Here is a 19,463-nt window from a genome sequence, read left to right on the forward strand (position 1 = left end):
TGGTTCTGCTGCCCGATGGTTCTCCCGCTGGAAACGCGCGCAAGCATGGCTCGAAACGAATCCATCACGCTTCCGTCTCCCCCTCGCGACACGGGTCAATCCTGGCGCTTCAGCGATCCATCGCACGCGCAGCCGAGCCTCGGACGCATGAATGGCAGCGTGCCGGTGCTGGCGACCGGCACCTGGCTGCGCCGCCTCCTCGCCTTCATCGGCCCGGGCTACATGGTCTCGGTCGGCTACATGGACCCGGGCAACTGGGCCACCGACATCGCGGGTGGCGCGCAGTTCGGCTATACGCTGCTCTCGGTCATCCTGCTCTCCAACCTCATGGCAATCGTGCTGCAGGCCCTGTCCGCCCGGCTCGGCATCGCCACGGGACGCGACCTCGCGCAGGCCTGCCGCGATCACTATCCCCGACCGGTCAGCATCGTGCTGTGGCTCGCCTGCGAAGCGGCGATCATCGCCTGCGACCTCGCCGAAGTGATCGGAACGGCGATCGCCCTCAAGCTCCTGTTCGGCATCCCGCTGGTGCTCGGCGCGACGCTGACTGCCCTCGACGTCTTCCTGATCCTACTCCTGATGCGGCGCGGGTTCCGCGCCCTGGAGGCGTTCGTGATCGCCCTGCTGGTGGTCATCTTCGTCAGCTTCGGCGTGCAGATTGCCCTCGCGGCCCCGCCGATCCAGGCCGTCCTCGGGGGCTTCCTGCCGTCACCCGAGATCGTCACCAATCCGGCCGCGCTCTACATCGCCATCGGGATCATCGGGGCCACGGTGATGCCCCACAATCTCTACCTGCACTCGTCGATCGTGCAGACGCGGGCCTATCCCCGGACCGAGGCCGGGCGGCGCGGCGCGATCCGCTTCGCGGTAACGGATTCCACCATCGCCCTGATGCTCGCGCTGTTCGTGAACGCCGCCATCCTGATCATGGCGGCCTCGGTGTTCCACGCCCAGGGACGGACCGACGTCCAGGAGATCGAACAGGCCTACGAGCTTCTGTCGCCGCTCCTCGGCGCAGGCATCGCCTCGACCTTGTTCGCCGTAGCGCTGCTGGCCTCCGGCCTCAACTCGACGGTCACCGCGACCCTGGCCGGGCAGATCGTGATGGAAGGCTTCCTCCGGCTGCGCATTCCGGACTGGGCGCGGCGGCTGATCACCCGCGGCATCGCCATCGTGCCGGTCGTGGTCGTGACCGCGCTCTATGGCGAACAGGGCACCGCGAAGCTGCTGGTCCTCAGCCAAGTGGTGCTGTCGATGCAGCTGCCATTCGCCGTCATCCCGCTGGTCGCCTTCGTCTCCGACAAAGCAAAGATGGGTCCCCACGTCATCCCCGCTTGGCTGAAGATCCTGTCCTGGATCATCGCGGCGATCATCGTCGTGCTGAACCTCAAGCTGCTGTTCGATACGATTGCGGGCGCTTGAACGACAAAAGGCCGGACGTCCTGTCCGGCCTCCCGAGTCACCCTGGTTGTCCCACAACCTGATCGGGACGCCGTACCGCCTTAGCGACGCCGATCGGTCCTGATCCGTACCGGCACGGGCTGCGGCGCGGGCATCGCGCCTTCCAGCACCGCATCGACGAGCGACCGGCCAGTTGCGGCAACAGATTTGATCAGACGTCGCGCGATGGAGGCGACAGTCGATTGTCTCATGACGGGCTCCTGACCGACGGGCAGAGGACGAACGTCGCAGTCCGGGCCGGGTTCCGGTTGCGATAGACGACAGATAGCGACGTCAGTGTCTCCTGCTCAGGGGCTGAGGGCAATCCGCCGCATCGCGTGTGAGCGCAAAAAAGCACCGGCGCGAACGCCGGTGCCCAGAAGTCGCGCAGGTGACGGGATCGAGCGTCGAGGCTCGGAGCCTACGGCTTTCCGCGCTTGGCCATGAGTTGCTCGATGAGGGAGCCGCCCTTCTCGATCGCCGCCAATTCCTCGGCGACCGCGTCGACGGTCTCGCGGATCTGTTCCGGCGTATGCTCGGACGTGATGAAGAAGCGCAGGCGCGAGGCGCGCTCCGGCACGGCCGGGTGGATGATCGGCTGTACGTTGATACCGCGCTTGAAGAGGCGATCCGACAGGGTCACCGACTTCAGGGAGTCGCCGACGATGACGGGGATGACCGCCAGGCCGAGACTCGTCCCTGTGTCGAGTCCATGCTTCTTAGCGCAGGACAGGAACAGGTGTCCGTTCTGGCGCAGCCGTTCCACGCGGTGTGGCTCGGCATGCATGATCTCAAGCGCCGTCTCCGCAGCGGCAGCCAGTGGAGGCGAGATGCCGACGCTGTAGATAAAGCCACCGGCCGTGCACTTGAGGTACTCGATCAGCGCGGCCGGTCCGGCGACGTAACCGCCGCAAGTCGACAGCGTCTTCGAGAGTGTGCCCATCCAGATGTCGACGCCGTGGGGATCAACGTCGCAATGCTCGGCCAGGCCGATCCCGGTCCGGCCGAGGACGCCGAGGCCGTGCGCATCGTCGACCATAAGCCAGGCGTCGTAGCGCTGCTTGAGGGCGATGAGGGCGGCGAGGTCCGGCGCGTCGCCGTCCATGCTGTAGAGGCCCTCGACCACGATCAGCGCGCGGCGATGCTCGTGGCGGGTTGCGCCGAGCAGGGTTTCCAGGGCGTCGAGGTCGTTGTGCGAGAACGAGCGGCGCTGGGCACCCGAGAGCTGCGCGCCGGTAACGATGCTGTTGTGGCTGAGGGAATCGTGGAAGATCACGTCGCCGGGCTCGAGCAGGGCACCGATCGTCGTGACGTTGGTGGCGTGTCCGCTCACCATCACGACGCAGGCCTCGGTATCGTAATGGTCAGCCAGGGCCTTCTCGAGGGAGAGGTGCCCCGGGCGCTCGCCGGCCACGATGCGGCTCGCCGAGGCCGAGGTCCCGTAGGTCTCGATGGCGCGGGCGGCCGCGGCATTGACGTCCGGATGCCCGTTGAGGCCGAGGTAATCGTAGGACGAGAAGTTGATGAACGACTTGCCGGCGATGCGCGTGGTGGCGCCGGCCTTGGTCTCGTGCACCCGGAAGAACGGGTTACCGAGGCCGATCAGGTCGGCGGCCGAACGCTGAAGCCGCAGTTCGCGATAACCCGGCAGCGTTTCGAAATTCTGCACCGAGGAATCGCCCGAGGGCCGCGGCGCCGGGCGCGCGGTGGCCGGACGGTTGGCGTTGCGCCCGAGGCGGTTCGTCACGAAGCCTGCCAGGGCCGCGCGTCCACCATCCGGTCTCGCGGGATTGCTCATGCGGAAACGCTCATGCGGGATGTCACGGCCAGATGGGTCACGGCAGGATCTCTTTGATCGCGAGGCTGTTTTCTTCGACCATCGCGTGGAAGGGCTCGAGGGTGCGGACGTCGACGCCCTCGCTGGCGTGGCGCTGAGCCAGGCTCATCACGGCTGCGGCCGCTTCGTCGACCGGGGCCGCGATCGATTGGATCAGGGTCTCGGTCAACTCGTTCACCGTCAGGCCCGAGGAGATGCCTGAGGGCGGCGCCTCCAGCGCGAAGCGCTCCTGCAGGCTGGCGCCGAGTTCGACGCCCATCAGCGAGTCAAGACCGATCTCGGAGAGATGGCGGACGCGGCTGATATCGTCCTTCGGCAGGCGCAGGATCCGGGCGATGTCCTCCACGATGGCATCGGCCACCGTCTTGCGCACCGCGTCGATATCCTGGGTCTTCAGCAGCATGCCGATGTTGATGGCCGCCACCGTTCCAGCTTCCATCTGCTGGTCGGACCCCAGCTCGACGTAGCTGGGGCTCTTCATCGTGGCGAGGCGTTCGCGCGCCTTCCCCCAATGCATCGACGCGATGGCGATCACGGCGTCGTCCGGGTTGGTACCCTGGCCTTCGAGCGCGTCGGCCATGAGGTCGAGGCAGTGACGGGCATCCATCGGGGTCACGCCGACGCGACCCGCGAGGGTCTCCATCACGGCGCGGTTGCGGGCGAGAACGCCGACATCGCCGATGGCACCCCAGGCGACGGCCAGGGCGGGCAGTCCGAGCTTGCGCCGGCGCCGGGCGAGACCTTCCATGAAGCCGTTCGCCGCCACGTAGGCGCCCTGCCCAGGATTGCCGATGAACGTGGTCGCCGAGGAGAACATCACGAAGTAGTCGAGCGTGCGCCCGCGCGTCGCCGCATCGAGATGCTCGGCGCCGATGACCTTCGGGCGGATGACCGCATCGAGCGCGGCGGCGTCGACATTCGCAATCAGGCCGTCCTGGAGCACCATCGCACCGTGGATCACGCCGGCGAGCGTCCGCCCGTCGCGCTCTACCTCGGCCAGCAGCCCATCCACCGCCTTGCGATTGGTGATGTCGCAGGCCATGGCGGCGACGTTGACGCCCCGCGCTCCGAGATCGGCCACAACCTGCTTCGCCTCGGAGCTTGCGGCCCCGTTGCGGCCGACGAGGACGATGTGCTTCGCCCCCCGATCAGCGAGCCAGCGCGCCGCCTCGATACCGAAGCCGCCAAGGCCGCCGGTGACCAGATGGACCCCATCGGTCGAGATCGTGAAGGCGGTCCTGGTCGCCTGCATCACGCTGCCGGGCTTCGGCGGCGCGATGACGATCTTCCCCACATGTCCCGATTGCTGCATCAGCCGGAACGCGTCGGAGACCTCGTCCGCCGTGAAGGGCTGGAAGGGCAGGGGCTTCAGACCCCCTTCCTTGAACAGGGCCATCACCTCGCGGAAGAGCCGTGCACCATCCTCGCCCTGGTGCTGGAGCACCTGATCGAGGTCGACACCGAAATACGAGAGATTCCGGCGGAACGGACGCAGGCCGATATGGGTATTGGCGACGTAGTCGCGCTTGCCCAACTCGATGAAGCGGCCGAACGGCTTCAGGACGTTGAGGCTACGCTCCATCGCCTCGCCGAACAGGCTGTTCAGCACCACGCCGACGCCGTCACCGGTGATGCGGCGAACATCGTCGACGAAGGCGAGCGAGCGCGAGTCGAGCACGTGCTCGGCCCCGAGCGCCTTGACCAGGGCGCGCTTCTCGCGCGAGCCGGCGGTGGCGATGACCCGCGCGCCCTTGAGCTTGGCGATCTGGAGGGCGGCCAAGCCGACGCCGCCGGCGCCGCCATGTACCAGGACCCACTCGCCGCGACGCAACCGGGCGCAGCTGACGAGGCCATAATAGGCCGTCAGGAAGGCCACCGGAACGGTCGCGGCGGCCTGGGCATCGAGCCCGGGCGGGCTCGGCGCGACAACCAGTTCGGGCACGACGATATGAGTTGCGAAGCCCGATTGCGCAAAGGCGACGACCCGGTCGCCGACCTTGAACGCCTCGACGCCCTTACCGACGGCCAGCACCCGGCCGGCCACTTCGAGGCCGAGGCGCGGACCCGCGAAGCCGTCCTCGAGAATCTCCTCGGGCAGCATCGACAGAGCCCAGAGCACGTCGCGGAAATTCAGGCCGGTGGCCTCGACCGCGATCTCGACCTCGCCGTGCCCTGGGGCGCGACGCTCGGCCGGCCCCCACGCCATCTCGTTGAGGCCGCCGGTGTTACTCCGCTCGAGACGGGCCGCCGGTGCCGGCACCGCATCGGCGTTCGGACGGCGGGGCAGCTGGCCCGGCGAGAACCGGATCACGCGGGTGCAGTCCGGATCCAGGATGATCTCAGTCTCGAGGGTGCCCGACAGGATGAGATCGCGCAGCCGCTCGGCGGCCGCCTTGGTCGACAGGGCTTCGGCGAGGTCGATCCGACGCACGTCGAGATTCGCCACCTCGTTGGCGAGCGTCCGGCTGAAGGCCCAGACACCGGCCTCCACCGATCCGGTCGGGTCTCCACCGTCGCGGGTCGCGCCGGGACAGACCACCCAGAGTCGGGTCTGACGGTTGCCGAGATGCTCGACGCAGCGCTTCAGGCTGAGACAGCGCTCACGCAGACGATCGGCCGCCGCGCCATCGTGATTGAAAGCGCCGGCAAGGAACACGACCGTATCGGGTGTCTCGCGCTCGAGTTCGAGCAGCGACTGCTCGGAATCGAGAATGATCGAGACGTGGACGCCGCTCGCCACGAGGAGTGTCGCCAGCGAAGACGCCGTCTCCGCCGCGACGGCATCGTGCGAGCCGATCACGAAGGCGAAGGTCTGCCCCGGAGCCGGCCGTGCCCGTACGGGAGCCTCGGCGAAGAACAGGAGATCGTCGCCGTTGCCAGAGACGGCGCGATCGACCGCCACCCGAACCAGTCCGGTATCGCTCAGGGCGCGCTGCCAGCCGGTGATGTCGTCGAGGCGGCCCACCGGCATGTCGGCGGCGATGTCGAACCAGTCCGGCGTCAGTCCGAAGACCAAGTCGCGGAACAGCGAGGCACCGGGCTCGACGGCGACGAGGAAGCCACCGGTGGCCAGGGCATCGGCGATCTTGCCGAGAAGCGGGCGCTCGAACCGGTGCAGAACGTTGCTCGCCAGAATCGCATCGAAGCTCCCGGACGCCAGTTCCGCCGCATCCTCGATGACGGTGACCCCGCGCGGCAGGGCAAGACGTGCCCGCTCCGCCAAGCGCCGGTCGGCCTCGAACACGGTGAGTTGGGCCTCGACGGTTCCGGCGAAGGCGGCGGCCTGGGCCGAAAGCGGGCCGAAGCCGACCTGCAGGACCCGGAGCGCGCGGTCACGGGGCAGGGCCTCACGACCGGACTCGGCGAGGGTCGCGATGACATCGGCCGAAGCCCGAGCCGTCGCACTGCGCAGGATGAAAGCGTCGAGGGCATTCTGCGACAGGGTCGGCGCCTCGGCCAAGTCACCTGCGAGCAGGCGGCCGACGACGGCCCCGATATCCGCGGTGAGCACGAGTTCGGCCGACAGCTCGGGATGATCCGCCGCGATCCAGCGCATGATCTCGTCGGGCGCCGGAAGGGTCACGTCCTTGCGCAGGATCCAGCGCTCGCCGTCGAGGGTGGCGAGATCGCTGCTCTCCAGGGCGAAGAGCGCATTGAGGAGCCAGGGGCGCATCGCCTCCGGGACCCGATCGTCGATCGCCACGGTGCCGGAGCGCTGCAGGCCCTCGGCGAGGCGGTAGGCCATTGAGGTGGCCCATCCTTCGAGGAGGAGATGGCCGGGCGCCAAGGGAGCTTCCGCCGGAGCGACGGACGCCTTGAAAGCCGGACGCACCGCATCCGCGATGCGCTGCCCGCGCACCATCGGAATCGCCGTCGGCTCGGTGGCCAATTCGGGCCGCTGTGCGATGGCGTAGGCCGCGAGATCGCTGCCGTTCTTGGCGCGCAGGGCCTGGAACCGCCCCTCGCGCAGGGTCGCGACGACAGCGCCGTCCGCATCCACGAGGGTGAAGTCGGCCAGGATGCTGCGCTCGTTGGCGCGCCGGGTCTTGATCATCGCTCGGGCAACGACGGCACCGGGCTTCACCAAGCGGATCTCGCCGAAGCGAACCGGGACATAGGCCTTGGTGGAGCCTTCGCCCATCAGGCCGGCAAACAACAGGATGAGGCCATGGAAGCAGGAATCGAGTCGCGCCGGCACCAGTCCGAAGCGAGGATCGGCGTCCGCCGGCACCAATTCCGAGACGATGGTGGTCTCGTCGAGGCGTGCGCTGATCGCGACTTGGCGGAAGCTCGGACCGAAGCCGAGGCCGGAGGCGGCCGCCAGTCGGTACAGGGCAGCCCCGTCGACCGCGTGTTCGGCCGGAACGTGGATATCCACCGGCGCGGGCGCCGGGAAGCTGCCGTCGATGATCTTGGCTGCGGCATGGATCTGCCACGCCGCCTGGGTCAGGCGCGGGCGGCTGAGGATCTGAATCGCATTGCCGGACCCGGCGACGCGGACCGCGACCTCGCGCAGGGATTCTTCGCCGAACACCATCGGCGACTGGATCTCGAACTCGGCGAGAACCACAGTGTCGCTCTTCATCACCTCACGGGCGACGCCGAGCGCCATCTCGATGAAGGCCGCACCAGGCAGGATCGCCTGCCCATCGATGCGGTGATCGTCGAGATCCGGCACTGTCGCGATGTCGACGTGACCGTGCCATTCCAGGCCGTCCGGTGCGACGCGGGAGCCGTAGAGCGGGTGATAGGGGCGGGGGGTGGCGGCGCCGACGCCTTCGGTGGTCTCGGCGAGGCGGAACGGGCGGCGCTGCCAGGGATAGAGCGGCAGCGGGACGTCGCCCTTCGGATTGTGGCCGAATACCGTATCCTCGTCGACGGCAGCCCCCTGGACGAGGGCGGCCGCCACGGTGCGGGCAATCGGATCGCCGCCAGCCGGCTTGCGGTGCAGGACGCCGATGGTGGCGTTCTCGATACCCAACGGCTCGATCGCGTCACCGATATGCGACAGGAGGGTCGCGCGCGGGCCGACCTCGATGAAGACGCGGGCACCCTGGCGGGTCGCCTCCTGCACGGCCTCGCTGAAGCGGACCGGCTCGCGGATGTTGCGCCACCAGTAGCCGGCCCCGAACTGGTCGCCCGCCAGCACCTTACCGGTGACGGTGGAGACCATCGGAGTCGTAGCGGCCTGCGGCTTCAACCCGGCGAGGTCGCGCAGGAGCGGCTTCTCGGTCGGGTTCATCAGGCGACCGTGGAAGGGATATTCCAGGTCGAGCTTGCGCCCGCGCCGGCGCTTGCGCGACAGCGCCTTCATGGCGGCGTCGATATCCTCCACCGGCCCCGCCACCGTGATGGCCTTGGGGCTGTTGTAGGCGGCGATGTCGAGACTTGGATAATCCTTCAGGAACAGCTCGATCTCGTCGGCCGGCGCCAGCAGAACCGCCATGGTGCCGAAGCCGCGCGTCGTCTCCTGGTGCTTGCTGCGATAGAAGATGACCTTCACGGCCTGTTCGAGGCTGAGGATGCCGGCGGCCTCCGCGGCGGCGATTTCGCCGACGCTGTGGCCGAGGACGTAGCTCGGCTTCAGGCCACGCGACCGCAGCGCCGTCGTGGACGCGCTCGAAATCGCGAAGATCAACGGCTGGGACACGCGGGTGAGGACGAGGCGCGCGTCGAGATCCTCGGCGAACAGTGCCTCCTTCAGCGACCAGTCGGACAGCTTGAAGAACAGACCATCGATCCGGTCGAAGGCGTCGCGGAACGCGCCGTTCTCCTCGTAGGCCTCGCGGCCCATGCCGGCCCACTGGCTGCCGTTGCCGGAATACACGAAGGCGACCTCGGCCGCGCGGTCTACCGCGGTCCCCAGGAGAGCGTCCGGCGCGTCTTCCGCCTCGCCGACGGCGCGCAGGATGGCGGGAAGGTCGGCATCGAGGGAGACCGCCAGGCGCGAGGACAAGCGCTCGCGGCGGTGAGCGGCGGCGGCGGCGATCCGGGCGATGTCGCCCTTGTCGGCGCCGTCGAAACGCTCGGCATAGTCGAGGGCGAGTTCATTGAGCGCGGCGCGGCTCTGGGCGGAGAGCAGCAGCACCTCGGGCATCCGCACCGTCTCGGGCGCACCCGCATCCGTACGTACGGGCGGAGCATCGGTGAGGACGACGTGCGCGTTCGTGCCGCCGAAGCCGAAGGAGTTCACCCCGGCGAAGCGGACCTTGCCATCGCGTGCCAGCGGCAGGGGCTTGTTCGTGACCGAGAGATTGAGATCCCGGAACGGAATGTCGGGGTTGAGCTCGGCGGCATGCAGCGAGGTCGGGAACAGATCATGCTCGAGAGCGAGGCTCGCTTTGAGCAGGCCGGCGAGACCCGAGACCGGCTCGGTGTGACCGATATTGCTCTTGATCGAGCCGATGGGCAGGGGCTCCCTGCGTGGCCGACCGAGCTTTCCACCGATGGCGCTGGCCTCGATCGGGTCGCCGACGGGCGTACCGGTGCCGTGCGCCTCGACGAAAACGACCGAGTCGAGATCGATCTCGGCCTCACGATAGACCTGCTCCAGCAGCGCGCCCTGCGCGTAGCCGGAGGGTAGCGAAATGCCGGTGGTGCGACCGTCCGAGTTGACGCCGCTGGCTGCGATCACGCCGCGCACCGTGCTGCCGTCGCGCAGGGCCGCCTTGGCGGATTTGAGCACGAGGACGACACCGCCTTCGGAGCGCACGTAGCCGTCGGCGCTCGACGAGAAGGCTTGGCACAGACCCGTCCGGGAGAGCATCTGCGCGTTGGAGAAGCAGATGAAATTGAACGGGCTCGCCAGCAGGTTGACGCCGGCGACGACGGCGGTGTCGATCCGGCCGCTGGCAAGGGCTGCCACCGCGGCATCGAGCGCCACGAGCGAGGACGAGCAGGCCGTATCGACCGTGAAGCTCGGGCCCTTCAGGTCGTAGATGTAGGAAATGCGGTTGGAGAGGATCGAGAGCGTGTTGCCGGTGGCCGCATAGGCATCGCCCGAAGAGGTATCGAGGACGCGCAGGTTACCGTAATCCAGCGAGGAGGCGCCGACGAAGACGCCAATCGGGCTGCCGGCCACATCCGAGGGACGCAGGCCCGCATCCTCCAGGGCCTCCCAGGTCAGTTCCAGCAGCAGGCGCTGCTGCGGGTCCATCTGCTCCGCTTCGCGGGGCGAAATTCCAAACACGCCCGGATCGAACGACCAGATGTCGTCGAGGACGCCGGCCGACCACGTGTAGCTTTTGCCGCGCTCCTGCGCCCGCGGATGCCCGAACCGCTCGAGTGACCAGCGATCATCCGGAATGCGGCCGACCGCGCATCGCGCTTCGGTGAGGAGCTGCCAAAGACCTTCGACACTGGAGGCGCCGGGGAGCCGGCAGGCGCGGCCGACGATGGCGATGTCTGTTCGTTGTGTCACGTTCGGTTCGCACACGCTCTTGAACGGGGGGTAGGATCGACTGGTCGCACCGGGGCATCCAACCGATTCCTTAGTATGGCTCCAGGCTAGTGTCCAACCTGCGAGCCCCAAACCGACGGGATCAACGCTCGGTAACATCGACCCTGTTGCACGTATTCATCAATCAATCTGAGCAGTTGAACGCTTCAAAGGCCCCAAGGACCGTCAGCCGTCCTCTCGCTCCACCGCGATCTATTTCCCACAATTACCACATTCCCGGTGGCCGGGCGAAGTTCACACCAAGTCTCGGCAAGAACGACTCACGGCAACCTGGACACCGCACGTCCGTCGCTCCGGCGCCAGACCCTACCACCGGGAGCGGATCAGGCATGAACATTGAGTTTCGATGTCGAAAGACGCGCCTCGCCACTCCGGCGTAGGCACAGCGGACGCCGCTGCGGCATGAGGCCATCGGGATTAAGCGGCTGAATACGGCGACTTTGCGGTGCGACGCGCTGTCGCCGCGTCGCAGCATCAGAGGCGGTAACGCGCCGCATCCCGCGACAGATTGGGATTGTAATAGGGATCGGCCCGCAACTCCGGTCCCCAGCGGTCCTGCATCACCCGGACCTCGCTCTCGAAGCGCGCTCGCTTCTCGGGCGTATCCTCGGGACCGCGGCTCTTCGATTCGTGGTGAATCAAACGGGCATGGGGCGTCCAAACGTTGCGATATCCCTGCCTCCGCAGGCGCAGGCAGAGATCGACGTCGTTGAACGCCACGGCGAGGCGTTCGGCGTCGAAGCCCCCGCTCGCGGCGAAGACCTCCGTCCGCACGAGCATGCAGGCACCGGTCACGGCCGAGACCTCCTGGGTCAAGACCATGCGGGCGAAGTAGCCGGGATCGCCGTCCGGCAGTCCGGGATGGCTGTGACCGGCGACGCCGCCGATCCCCAGCACGATCCCTCCATGCTGCAGCGTCCGATCGGGATAGAGCAGCTTGGCCCCGACGGCGCCGATATCGGGCGTGAGGGCGATCGACACCATCTCGCGGAGCCAGCCCGGCTCGATCACCTCGATATCGTTGTTGAGGAACAGCAGGAGGGCGCCGCGGGCGTCTGCCGCCCCTCGGTTGGACAGGGCGGAGAAATTGAACGAACCCGGCACCGGGAGCACGCGGACGCGGACATCCCCGGCATGGCGTGCGAACAGGGCGCGCGTCCGCGCATCCTGGCTGTCATTGTCCACGATGAGGATTTCGAGCGCCGAGTACGTGGTTCCGGACAGAAGCCCATCGAGGGCGACGGCCAGCAGATCCGCGCGGTCCCGGGTCGGAATGATCACGGAGACCAGGGGAGCGGGTTCCGGGACCGGACGGACCAGCCTGTTGAAGCCCAGAGGCCCGCGCGTCGCAGTCGCCCCCGTGGGCGCGACGACTTCCGCGAGGGCTCTCAGGCGCGCCACTTCCGTTCGCTCCGACGCCCGGTCCGAGAAGGTGCCCGAGCCACCGGCGGCACGCCAGTGATAGAGCACGCGCGGGATGTGCCGGATGCGTTCAGGTGCCAGCCGAGCGCCGACCCGCAGGAGGAGGTCGTGATCCTGGCTCCCTTCGAACCCGGGTCGCAGACCGCCCGCCGCCCGGATCGCGTCGACTCGGATCACCGTGAGATGGTTGATGTAATTCTGGCCATAGAGGAGTTCGCGGTCGAACCCCGATTTGAAGTGAGGCTCGAACCGGCGCCCGCGTCCATCGATCTTGTCCTCGTCGCTGTAGATCACCACGAGGTCCGGCGCAGCGCGGATCGTACCGGCCACGTGGTAGAGCGCCGCCTCGGCCAACACGTCGTCGTGATCGAGGAAGGCTACGAACTCTCCGCTCGCCTCCGCGAGGGCGTCGTTGGTCGCACGGGCGATATGCCCGTTCTCGGGCCGGCGGCGGACGCGAATACGCGGATCGTCCGCGGCATGGCGGGCGAGGAGGCGGGGAATTGCCGGATCGGTCGAGGCATCGTCGGTGATGCAGAGATCCCAGTTCGGATAGAGCTGAGCCCGAACCGAGCGGATGGCGGCGTCCAGAACGCGCGGCGCGGGGTCGTGGACCGGCATCACCACCGAAATCCGCGGCGGGTCGACCCAGGCGGCGATCTCGTCACGAATGCGGCTGCGGTCGGCATCCGTCAGGGTGTCGAAACGGGCGACCCAGGTCTCATAGCCGGTCTCGCACCGGTCGTTCAGGGCGCGCAGAAGCAGGGCGCGGCCGCGGACCTTGAGGCCGAGGGCGCGCCAGTACGCGGCGCGGGCCGCCAGAGCCGGGTTCCGGCGCAAGCCAAGGGCGAACAGGGCGAATGGGCTCCTGCGCCGAATGGTCAATCCGTCGAGCCGAAACGGCGTCTCGCGTGACAGGGGCGACAGCCGCAGAGCGCTCAGACCGTCGGGCAGACGCCCGGTCCAGGAGAAGCGGTCGCCGCCCTCGGCGTCCTCGGACAGAGCCACGAGGCCGGTCTGTCCGTCGGGACCAACGAACCGCGCACTGAGAACCAGACGGCAGACACCAGCGCTGCCCACATCACGGAAACGGATCGTCGCCCAGACACCCCCGAGATCGGCCGCCCCCAAATCAAGGTCGAAGGCAGGTCCGTCGGGCACGAGGTCACGCATGACCGGGGGCATGAGGGCGCATATGAGCCAGCCCGTGCCAGGCCGGGGGAGGGCGGCTGCAGGCGGCATCGCGCCCATGGTCAGCGATCCCATCCCCGGCTCACCGCATCCCGCACCGCGTCCGTCATGGCGATGTCGAACACCAACATCTCCTGGGCGAACTTCAGGTGACGCAGGCGCTCGGCGAGGGCCAGCGTCTCGGTCGGGATCGGCGCGGGCATGGGGATCGGGGCATCGACCCCGAGGCGATCGAACAGCGTGGCGGCGAAGGCCTCGAAATAATCGCGATGTCCCACGATGCCGATGCGGGCGAGAATCTCGATTGCCACGATCGAATTGCCGGGCAGCAGGCGGTCATCCGGCAGCTTGGTGCCGAATTGCCGGGTGAGGGGATTGTAGAGCAGCCGGTAGGCGCCTTCGGGAAGCATCCGGAAGAAGCGCTTGAGGCTCTTGCCATCCGCGAAATCGTAATCGGCGGTGAAGGCGGCAGCCTCGGCCATGATCCCCAAGCGCCAGGCCTGCGCCGGATCCGCGCCGATCGCAGTCCGCGCCTTCAGCCAGCGCAAACGGCTCGCCATCTCGATGAAGGGGTCGTGGACCAGGGCGGTGGTGAGGAAGTTCACGCCGCTGAAGAAGCCCTCGTAGCGCGGCACGACGATCGCGCCCGACAGGAATGACGAGGTCAGCCAGGGGCTCTCGAACAGCACCCGCAAGACCTCGTCCGAGAGCTTGCCGATGCTGAAGTAGCTCTGCTGGAACCGTTCGAACAAAATCGACTGGAGGGCGCTGTCGCTGTTGATGCTGGTATCGACGAGGAGCACCTTGCCACGGATAACGTCCGGGCGCGGCGCGCGTCGATAGACGAGCACATTGGTGTCGGCATCGTAGATCTCCACGCGCTGCGCCGCGCTGATCCCCGGAACTTCGGCCTCGGTGGCCTCGAAGATGCAGCGGCCGGTGGCGTGCCAGCCCTGTGCGCGGATCGATTCATCCGTGATCGTGGCCTCGAGGTCGGTGACTCGACGGCCGTCGACGACCACACGGACGCGGCTGATCGCCATGGGGTTGTCAGGCACGACCCAGCCCCTGACGAGGTGCCCCAGATCATAATCGACGTAGAACCGCATTCCCCAACCGTTATCCCGAAGCTTGACCTGGCGCGGAACTCTCCCTGACCCGGAAGCAGAATCGCACGATGCGACCCCGATCTCCGAGGCGACGTCCCCGTCGCTCCCCGGGTAGGCGCGCCGGCTTACCGCATTTTTGATGCCGGTGCAGCGCCCTCGGCTGAACACGGCCCAACTCTCCGAATCCCCCGCGAGATTCCACTCCGCAGGGGCCTTGCGCCCCCCGAAACCCCACGCTATAGCCCCCTCCATCGGCGCCGGACGGCACCGGTGAGGGCGCGTAGCTCAGCGGGAGAGCACTACCTTGACATGGTAGGGGTCACAGGTTCGATCCCTGTCGCGCCCACCATCTATCTCCTTCATGTCACAGGTTTTTGCCTGCCGGGAGATAAACCTACGATAAGTGAGCGTAGGTTCTGCGAACCCGATTGAGGTTCGGTATCAGCCATATCTAGGTTCGTAATCACGCCCGAACCCCTTCGTCTCCCGTCGCCCTGGCAACTCGTCAAATTCGCCGAAGCATCGGGGATTGAAGACGCACGCGGGATCGCCGTGAGCATGGCGCGGTTGGCCCGAATGCTTGAAACTGGCGAGAACACGCCCGTGTGTAATCCGCCCGATCGCTCAGCGCCTGTTATCTAGACGTATTCGCCACGCGGATGAACGCCGGAATGGACGGACGGTTCTGCGGGTGGAGCCGCCACGCATCGCCCGCCATCGTGAACCCGCATCGTGACCAAAAATCTCGGCACAGCAGGTTTGATGGCGTCTCTTTGAACGTAGCCGTTACCGCCTCGTCGCCGGGGATAGCGGCCAGGATCGTAGCGAGGGCAGCCATCTCAACGTCGAGGCCGTTCACTCGGCAGCTCATCACGAACTAGTCGATGTTCCGCCTCGATTGCAGGCATACCCCCACCAAGCCATAGCTGGTCAGACGATCGCGAACCTCGAAGGCGTCCAAGGTCATGCCGGCGTCCATCGCCGCCTTGATCGCATCGGCCGACCACCGCCGTCCCGTCGTGTTGAACTGGTTGGTTTTATTGATGAGTTCGAAAGCCCTCGCGAACCGAGCCGAACCATAGGACACTGGGAATACCGAAACCTCAATCTCCAGCGTAGCGAGGAACACGGATCGGGGCAGCGTCGCCCGGGCTTCCTCGCGCACGACCTGGGATTGGATCATCTGCGTTCGACGGCCCGACTCGTCGGTGATGCTGGCGACCTGGGTTTCCGGTGCCCACGCGAGTGTCCGCCGGAGATAGAACGGATAGCGGCCCAGGACCCGTATGCCAGGATAGGCGTGGGCCATCTCGGCGCGCTCGACCGGGTTATCATCGACGTAGACCACGGAATGGGGGAGCACGTTCACTGCGCGTAGGATCGCAGCCATGTTCTCGGATTTGGGAGTCCAATTGATCCGTACGACGGCAAAATCGTCGAGCGACATGTGCGATCCGAAGATGCGCGGCCAGATCGAGCGGATGCGGGCCTCGTCGTTCTTGCTGATGATGCCGAGCATCACGCCGCGCTTTTTCAGGTGCATCAGCGTCTCGATGATGCCGAGGGGCCACCCTTCGATCATCTCGGGGCCAATCACCGCGTCGTCGCCGCTCACACCGCGCCAGAGCGTATCGTCAAGGTCGACGACCACCAGCTTGACGGCATCGGCCGCCCGGAGGGTCCGGTAGGACGCAGCAATCTCGCGCCAAAGAGCGCTCATGAACCCGCGAACTTCTGTGTGATAGTGCTCGTAGACGTGAGCCATCGGCTCGATGCGGACATCGTGATCCGGGTCCATCGGCATGAGCGAGCCGTGGGCGAACCAAAAGACTCCGTCATCCTGCGCATATCGGCGCCCCACCGAAGCCGAGACCTTGTCGACGTCGAGCAGGTAGACGTTGGTGTATTGCTGAATTGTCCGGCCTATATGCCGGTTCAATTCCTCGACGAAATACATCGTGTTGCGCAGATCGTACCTGGGCAGAAGGCGTCCCGTCAGGTCAGATTGCGGCACCATAAGATTGCACACGAGGGTCGGGATGCCGTGGGCCAACGTCCACTTGAGATTTTCAGCAACGTAGTCGTCGATCATCCGACACGCGTGCTCGAACACGCGGTGATGGCTCGCCTCGTCGTCATAGTCGAGCGACCAAATCGCATTCGCAGGCAGCAGGCCACGAAACGGGATTTGCAGGACGATCAAGTCGTAGTCAGGTGCCGGATGCGGCATTGCGTCGGGGAGCTTGGCGTGAAAGTTCGCGAGCCAGAAATCGCGCGTTCCATCCAGCGCATCGGACGCGTGTCCGGCGATCGGCTCAAGAAAGCATGACCCAATCAGCAGGATTCTGTTGGCACTCACTCTGGTGACGGCGAGGTCACCGGGCGTCAGGTAATGCTCTCCCCCGTGGACGTCGCGCATCGCCCGAAATTGAGCCGCGGCCTTGTCCGAGTCGGCACCGTTCGGTTTTCGCCCCTCGTCTTTTCCGAACAAAACGTAGTGCTGATAGGCGCCGGCCAAGTGTCCCGCCGCAATAGCAGTGGCAACGTCCGGGTATTCGTTCGCGTACCAATCCGCGTCGAAATCAGCAGGAGGGGTCGACTTCCAACGCATGGATCATTCCGAATCGTTCAGGCGAAGAGACAACCATTCCGCTCGTCTTAAGGCGTGCGCGCAGCCTGCGATATTGCCTGGACGCAACAGGCCGTCTGAGCGGACGTGGCGCCTGCCAAAAGCCTTCCCGTGCGGGCGGCTCTCCAGGACTGCGTCAAGCACCTTCTTACAGGTCGCCCGTACCTCGTTCTGGATCAACGAAATCAGCCCGCAGAGCCGGCCCTCAAGCCGGGGGATGGCGTCTCCGATCAAGGATGGGCAAACGACCTCAACCTCAAAGGCGTTGCGCTCCTGGCCCTGCCGCTCCAGGCCGAGTTTCACGTTCACTAGGCCGGGTTGCAGCGGCGAGACCGCGGCTCTGGTCCCCGACGTGAACCGAGACATGAAGCAGCTCAACCCTTGAGACGCGCGACAACAGCTGCCGCAACCCAACGAACGCCGGTCAGGTCATCGTGGCACCGGAAAGGAGTGAAATGTCCATCATGAACCGCTTCCGGGAATGAAGGCCTGCCAGTGTTTGGTCGCGCGGAAGAGAATCAGCGCGACCGGTCGCGGTGTACGCTGGCGATTCAGACACGCTCCGAGTGCCACAGGAGGATTTTGCCCGGTCGAGGCCCCCGGCCTCCGTGATAAACCGAACCCGGTAGTCACCGGACAGCGCCCCGTCAGGGATTTCGGGGAGGGCCGTTGCGAGCACTCGGCCACGCAGTCGGGGACGGATGCCAACGTCACGCGCACGCTTTGCCTAGTGGCGCTGGAGTGCTCGCAGCCGGCGAGCATTCTCGCCCGAAGTGCAGCGATGATCCTGCTCCGGGTCCCGAGCCAAGTTTAGGCCCATGTCATCGAGAAGGTTCCGCAGTTTCAGGTTGTTTGCGTCTACGGCGGTGAGGTCTCGAATGGCCTGGCCGACGACGCACTCGGTGATGCTCTTCGCGATCCGGGTGCGGTCCGACGAAGCACAACCGCATACGGAGCCGGGTCCTAAAGGAATTCCAGCGGAAGGCATCGGGCAAGCATCAGTTCGGCCCGCTAAGCGGCGGACCGCCGTTGCGGTGTAGAATTCGGCAGCAAGGATCGGGATGCGGTCCGGCTCGGATCGGGGCTAAGGTCCGAGCGTCGGGGGGACGCCGCTTCGGGTCACTCGCGGAGAACGGAGCACGCATCGTCATGCAGCGGGTCAAAGCGGAGTCCACACCGACGCTTCCCGAGGTCGAGGATGCGGCGCGATGGACGGCTCTGGCGACCCGCGATGCCCGGGCTGATGGCCGTTTCGTGTATGCGGTCCGCACCACCGGCGTGTATTGCCGCCCGAGCTGTGCCGCACGCCCAGCGAAACCCGGCAACGTCAGCTTTCACGCGACCTACGCCGAGGCCGAAGCGGCGGGGTTCCGCCCCTGCCGGCGCTGTCGGCCCAATGAGGCGGCCTTGGCCGACCGGCAGATCGAGGCCGTCATCCGGGTCTGTCGGATGATCGAAGCGTCGGACAGCATCCCCTCCCTCGACGTGCTGGCGAAGGCGGCCGGAATGAGCGCGTTTCATTTTCACCGGGTGTTTCGCGCCAGCACCGGGATCACCCCGAAGGCGTACGCGGACGCGAAGCGCGTGGAGCGCTTGGCGCGAAGCCTGCCGCAGGCCGGTTCGGTCACCGAAGCCGTGTTCGAAGCTGGGTACAATGCGGCGAGCCGCTTCTATGCGCAGGACTCGCAGCGGCTCGGCATGAGCCCGTCGACCTACCGGAAGGGTGGGACCGGCATCGCGATCCGGTTCGCGGTGGGGCAATGTTCGCTCGGGGCGATTCTGGTCGCGGCCACGCCCCGGGGAGTCTGCGCGATCCTCCTCGGGGACGATCCCGAAGCCCTGATGCGGGACCTGGAGGACCGGTTTCCCAAGGCCACGCTGTCGGCCGGCGATCCCGAGTTCGACGGCTGGGTGGCGCAGGTCGTTGGCTTCGTCGAGGCGCCCGGCCTCGGGCTGGAGTTGCCCCTCGATATTGGCGGCACCGCCTTTCAGCAACGGGTCTGGCAAGCCCTACGGGCGGTGCCGGTCGGTACCACGACAACCTATGCGGAGGTCGCCCGGGCCATTGGATCGCCCAAGGCCACGCGTGCGGTGGCACTGGCCTGCGGGTCCAACCGGCTGGCGGTCGCCATCCCGTGCCATCGCGTGGTGCGGTCGGATGGGTCGCTCTCCGGCTATCGCTGGGGCGTTGGCCGCAAACGCGATCTCCTGGACCGTGAGAGGAGCGCATGCGTGGGCGATCCCGGCGATTGTGACGACGCCGCGTCCTGAAGAGGCCACGGCCATCCATCTGCCGGCGTGATGCATGCGCCACACTCCGCTGCATGCGCTGTCGCCACAACCGAATCAGGGGTTACAACACACCTCCATACTTTA

Annotated in this window: 7 protein-coding genes and 1 tRNA gene; 3 read left to right on the plus strand and 5 right to left on the minus strand. The window is 66.7% G+C overall.

What is annotated here, in order from left to right:
* Positions 1-45 precede the first annotated feature (45 nt).
* Positions 46-1,422 carry an Nramp family divalent metal transporter gene (locus tag ASF57_RS09560; protein WP_082503834.1) on the plus strand — a complete coding sequence of 459 codons (1,377 nt, stop codon included), beginning with the start codon at positions 46-48 and terminating at the stop codon, positions 1,420-1,422.
* A gap of 439 nt (positions 1,423-1,861) precedes the next feature.
* Here the strand turns inward: ASF57_RS09560 and ASF57_RS09565 are convergent, their stop codons facing one another.
* The 4 genes from ASF57_RS09565 to ASF57_RS09580 all read right to left on the minus strand — a co-directional run bounded on the left by ASF57_RS09565 (position 1,862) and on the right by ASF57_RS09580 (position 14,458).
* Positions 1,862-3,238, minus strand: a complete 1,377-nt coding sequence (locus tag ASF57_RS09565) for an aminotransferase class I/II-fold pyridoxal phosphate-dependent enzyme (protein ID WP_056183977.1) — start codon at positions 3,236-3,238, stop codon at positions 1,862-1,864.
* Between the two features lie 37 nt (positions 3,239-3,275).
* The gene (locus ASF57_RS09570) at positions 3,276-10,697 is read right to left on the minus strand and encodes a type I polyketide synthase (protein WP_156376037.1); all 7,422 of its coding nucleotides are present in this window, start codon (positions 10,695-10,697) and stop codon (positions 3,276-3,278) included.
* 513 nt (positions 10,698-11,210) lie between these two features.
* Entirely contained in the window at positions 11,211-13,331 is a 2,121-nt protein-coding gene (locus tag ASF57_RS09575; protein WP_244476878.1) for a glycosyltransferase family 2 protein, read from the minus strand.
* Positions 13,332-13,411: 80 nt separating this feature from the next.
* Complete coding sequence (locus tag ASF57_RS09580; RefSeq protein WP_056482346.1) at positions 13,412-14,458, minus strand: hypothetical protein; 1,047 nt, start codon at positions 14,456-14,458, stop codon at positions 13,412-13,414.
* A gap of 274 nt (positions 14,459-14,732) precedes the next feature.
* Here ASF57_RS09580 and ASF57_RS09585 point away from each other — a divergent pair.
* Positions 14,733-14,807: transfer RNA gene (locus ASF57_RS09585), tRNA-Val, on the plus strand.
* Between the two features lie 528 nt (positions 14,808-15,335).
* On the opposite strand, the gene ASF57_RS09590 is transcribed toward ASF57_RS09585, so the two are convergent.
* Positions 15,336-17,069 carry an HAD-IIIC family phosphatase gene (locus tag ASF57_RS09590; RefSeq protein WP_082503806.1) on the minus strand — a complete coding sequence of 578 codons (1,734 nt, stop codon included), beginning with the start codon at positions 17,067-17,069 and terminating at the stop codon, positions 15,336-15,338.
* Positions 17,070-18,236: 1,167 nt separating this feature from the next.
* Between ASF57_RS09590 and ada the strand changes: the two genes are divergently transcribed.
* Entirely contained in the window at positions 18,237-19,358 is a 1,122-nt protein-coding gene (gene ada / locus ASF57_RS09600) for a bifunctional DNA-binding transcriptional regulator/O6-methylguanine-DNA methyltransferase Ada (protein WP_056482357.1), read from the plus strand.
* Positions 19,359-19,463: the final 105 nt, after the last annotated feature.

The sequence above is a fragment of the Methylobacterium sp. Leaf117 genome (assembly GCF_001422985.1).
Lineage (GTDB): Bacteria > Pseudomonadota > Alphaproteobacteria > Rhizobiales > Beijerinckiaceae > Methylobacterium.